General features: G+C 57.5%; 3 protein-coding genes. All 3 read left to right on the top strand.

The features are described from left to right. Window positions 1-3,064, top strand: a 3,064-nt coding sequence (locus tag P5705_RS25795; protein ID WP_277463691.1) for an RHS repeat-associated core domain-containing protein, incomplete at its 5' end; no start/stop codon positions are given. Continuing rightward, window positions 3,028-3,573 (top strand): Imm15 family immunity protein, encoded by a 546-nt coding sequence (locus P5705_RS25800; RefSeq protein WP_277463692.1) that lies wholly within the window; start codon window positions 3,028-3,030, stop codon window positions 3,571-3,573. The genes P5705_RS25795 and P5705_RS25800, both read left to right, overlap by 37 nt. After that, complete coding sequence (locus P5705_RS25805) at window positions 3,573-3,896, top strand: DUF7710 domain-containing protein (protein WP_277463693.1); 324 nt, start codon at window positions 3,573-3,575, stop codon at window positions 3,894-3,896. The genes P5705_RS25800 and P5705_RS25805 overlap by 1 nt, the downstream gene beginning before the upstream one ends. The last annotated feature ends 62 nt before the right edge of the window (window positions 3,897-3,958 follow it).

The following is a 3,958-nucleotide window of genomic DNA, read 5'->3' on the forward strand; positions in this document are numbered from 1 at the left end:
TTCCGACAACGACCCCGAAAAAGTCCACCTGCAACTGGGCACCCTGCTCGACGACCATGGCCATATCCAGGGCCTGTGGCAGGTGGTCGATGGCACGCCGCTGCGGCAGCTGTGCGGCTACCACTACGACACCCAGGGCGACCTGATCGCCGCCCAGGACGAACACGGCGCTGCCTGGCACTACCAGTACCGCCAACACCTGATCACCCGTTACACCGACCGCACCGGGCGCGGCATCAACCTCGAGTGGGACGGCAGCGGCCCGCAGGCCAAGGCCATCCACGAATGGGCCGACGACGGCAGCTTCGAGACCCGCCTGGCCTGGGACCCGAACATCCGCCTGACCTATGTCACCGACGCCCACGGCCAGGAAACCTGGCACTACTACGACGCCCTGGGCTACACCTACCGCCTGATCCACCCGGACGGTCGTGAGGAGTGGCTGTTCCGCGATGAACGCAAGAACGTCATCCGCCACGTCCACCCCGACGGCCGCCAGGACCGCTACACCTACGATGAGCGCAGCAACCTGCTGCAGCATATCCGCGCCGACCACAGCACGGTGCACTACGCCTATGACGACCACGACCAGCCGATCAAGCTGCGCGATGCCGAGGGTGGCTTGTGGCTACGCGACTACGACGAACGCGGCAACCTGGTCGAAAGTGTCGATCCGCTGGGGAACAAGACCGAATTCGCCTACACCTCGGCCGGGCTGGTCAAGGCAATCAAGGACGCGCTGGGCAACGAGAAGACACTTGCCTACAGCGACGCCGGGCAGTTGCTCGAATACACCGACTGCTCCGGCAAGACCAGCCAGTGGACCTACAACGCCTTCGGCCAGCTGACCGACTTCACCGATGCGGCCAACAACAAGACCGCCTATGAGTACCAGGCCGGACAATTGGCCAAGGTCACCCACCCGGACAAGACCGAGGAGCGTTTCAACTACGACGCCGAAGGGCGTCTGCTGGCGCATGTCGATGCGCTTGATCGCTGCACCACCTGGACTTACAACGCGGTCGGCCTGCTGAGCGAACGCGTCGACGCCAATGAGCACACCCTGCGTTATCGCTGGGACAAGCTCGGCCGCCTGATCGGGTTGGAAAACGAGAACACCAGCAAAGCCACCTTCCTCTACGACCCGGTCGGTCGGCTGCTGCAAGAAACCGGTTTCGATGGCCTGGTCACCCGCTACCAGTACGACCCGTACAGCGGTCGTCTCGCGAGCACCCAGGTTGGCCAACGCCGTATCGAGCTGACCTTCGACCCCATGGGCCGATTGAGTGAGCGCACGGCGCGTCTAGGCAACCAAAGCCAGAGCGAAAGCTTCGCCTACGACGCCAACGGTCAGCTGATCCAGGCGGTCAACGCCGCCAGCAAGCTGCAATGGTTCCACGATGAAGCCGGCAACCTGACCCGCGAGCACCAGTACTACCTGGCCACCGGCACGCCGATGGTCGCGGTGTGGCAGCACGAGTACGACGCGCTCAATCAGCGGGTCAGCACGATTCGCCCGGATGGCCACAAGGTCAGCTGGCTGACCTACGGCAGCGGCCATCTGCTCGGCATGACCCTCGACCAGCACGAAATGCTGGCTTACGAGCGCGATGACCTGCACCGTGAAGTCGTGCGCCATCAGGGCAATCAGCTGATGCAGACCCAGGCCTGGGACCCGGCCGGGCGTTTGCAGGAGCAACTGCTGGGCAGCCACGACGGCCAGTCCACGTTGCTCAAGCGCCAGTACCGCTACGACGCTGCTGGCCAGTTGAGCAACATCCACGACAGCCGTCGTGGGGCGTTGGAGTACCAGTACGATCCGGTGGGTCGCCTGTTCAAGGCCACCAGCCGCCTGGGCGTGGAAACCTTCGCCTTCGACCCGGCCGGTAACTTGCTGGACCAGAAGACCCAGGAGCTGAACCGTCCGCTGGAGGCTGATCCACGTCGCAACAAACTGATGGATAACCTGCTGCGTGAATACGCCGGGACCCACTACAAATACGACGAACGCGGCAACCTGGTCCACCGGTTGCACAACGGTGCCCACGCGCATTTCACCTGGGACCTGTTCGACCGGCTGGCCAGCTACAACGACGACAAGCTCAAGGTCGACTACAGCTACGACGCCTTGGGTCGTCGTCTACACAAGCATTCGGTGGCGCACTTCTGGGATCGCCCCGAAGCGGGCACCGGCTGGAACCAACTGCAACGGGCCAAGCGTCAACGTGAACTCGGCTGCGGCTTCACCCTGTTTGGTTGGGACGGCGACACCCTGGCCTGGGAAGGCTCACCGCCACGCGACGAAGGCGACACCGGCCGTACCGTGCACTACCTGTACGAGCCGGGCAGCTTCGTGCCGGTGGCCCAGGCCTTGCGCAAGAGCCCGATCCGCCTGCACAAGCAGCCGGACTGGAGCCAACGCGAGTACGACTTCGACCAGGATCCGTTGTGGCACACCGAGGTGAAACCACAGGCGTTCGAGGCGATTGCCTGGTACCACTGCGACCACCTCGGCACGCCGATGGAGCTCACCGACGAACAGGGCAATGTCGCTTGGGCCGGGCAGTACAAGGCCTGGGGCGAAGTCCGTGAAGAGCGCTCGGCGTGGGCTAAACAGCACGGCCTGGGCAACCCAATTCGCTTCCAGGGGCAGTACCACGACCATGAAACCGGGCTGCACTACAACCGCTATCGATACTATGATTTCCGGGCTGGACGGTTCATAAGTGAAGACCCCTCTGGATATTCAGGCGGACTCAACTTATTCACTTACACTTCCGATCCTGTTAACTGGGTCGACCCGTTAGGCCTTGCCAAAGTAAAAGAGCAAGGAACACCTAAACAAGCCCAAAGAAAGGTCGAGAAAAAACAAGGCCCATCAGAGATAACACGGATTGACGAGCCTGAAATTTCAGTGCCCAATAGTCAATGGCATGCACACTGCAAATGTGGTTCTGGCTACAACCAGGACGGGACCATCCACGACAAAGGTAAAGGCGACGTCACCTTCAGCAGGAAAACAATTGAATGGCTAAACAGTCACGGCTGGAAAATAAGCAAATGAACCTGCTAAAAATATATAAGAAGATCATAGAAAAAGAGCCGTACAACGACCTCAACGAACTGCTTTGGGAGTTCGATAGCTTCGAAGAATTCCCAATGGTCTCGCGCGACAGTAGGATAAAAAAGCTAAAGAAGATCCTGAAAGAAGAAAATATATCAGACTTTCTTCTAGGGCTCGCCTTCTTTCTGCTTAACGCCTTGCATACGCTCGCTAAGAATAACCAGAAAAAAATCGAGCTTACCGCAATTACATTTACACAATTTGACGACCGCTATGGCTCGACATTAGTGCCCAGAATTTTCGTATACCCGAGCGAGGCCAGTGACACCCTTCGCCAATGGCTAATAGACAACCAACCCAAAAAAGACTCTAACGAAATGAACAGAGTCAAAAAAATATTTACATCCTGCGGCCTTGTTGAAAGCTTTATTTTTCTTGAAAGTAGATTATTCGACAAGGCTTGCAATGAAGAACTAATACGGATATACGCCATTCCGCGACACAGATAATGAAGCTCGAAGTGCTCGCCCCCCTTGGATCAATAAGACCTCAAGGATTTAACATGAAGGCTGTTTGGGTTTTCACTGGATCAGAAAGTCGATTTCCGTCAGGCGTATTTGTAGCGCTTGCCGATGCAGAGCTCTGGATAAAAAATAACTCATTGAGTGGAGTGCTCACCCAGTATCCCGTTGGTATTTCCGTGTACGATTGGGCAGTAGAAAACGGTCACTTTCGTATAAAAAATGAGAAAGAAAAATCTTCTGCCTTCATACAGGAGTTTTCGTCCGCAGCTCAAGAGCACTTCCATTTCGAGAACGGTAGCTCAGAGTGACTGCTAGGCTGAGTATTTTCTAGGTTCTGTATGAAAACCTTTGAAACCTCGCCGAAACCTCT

It is taken from the genome of Pseudomonas entomophila (genome assembly GCF_029478665.1).
In the GTDB taxonomy this organism is placed as follows: domain Bacteria; phylum Pseudomonadota; class Gammaproteobacteria; order Pseudomonadales; family Pseudomonadaceae; genus Aquipseudomonas; species Aquipseudomonas entomophila_F.

Bases quoted from the DNA above. Each gene is read 5' to 3' on its own strand.
- P5705_RS25800 (WP_277463692.1), top strand. From the start codon at position 3,028: ATGGCTAAACAGTCACGGCTGGAAAATAAGCAAATGAACCTGCTAAAA.
- P5705_RS25805 (WP_277463693.1), top strand. From the start codon at position 3,573: ATGAAGCTCGAAGTGCTCGCCCCCCTTGGATCAATAAGACCTCAAGGA.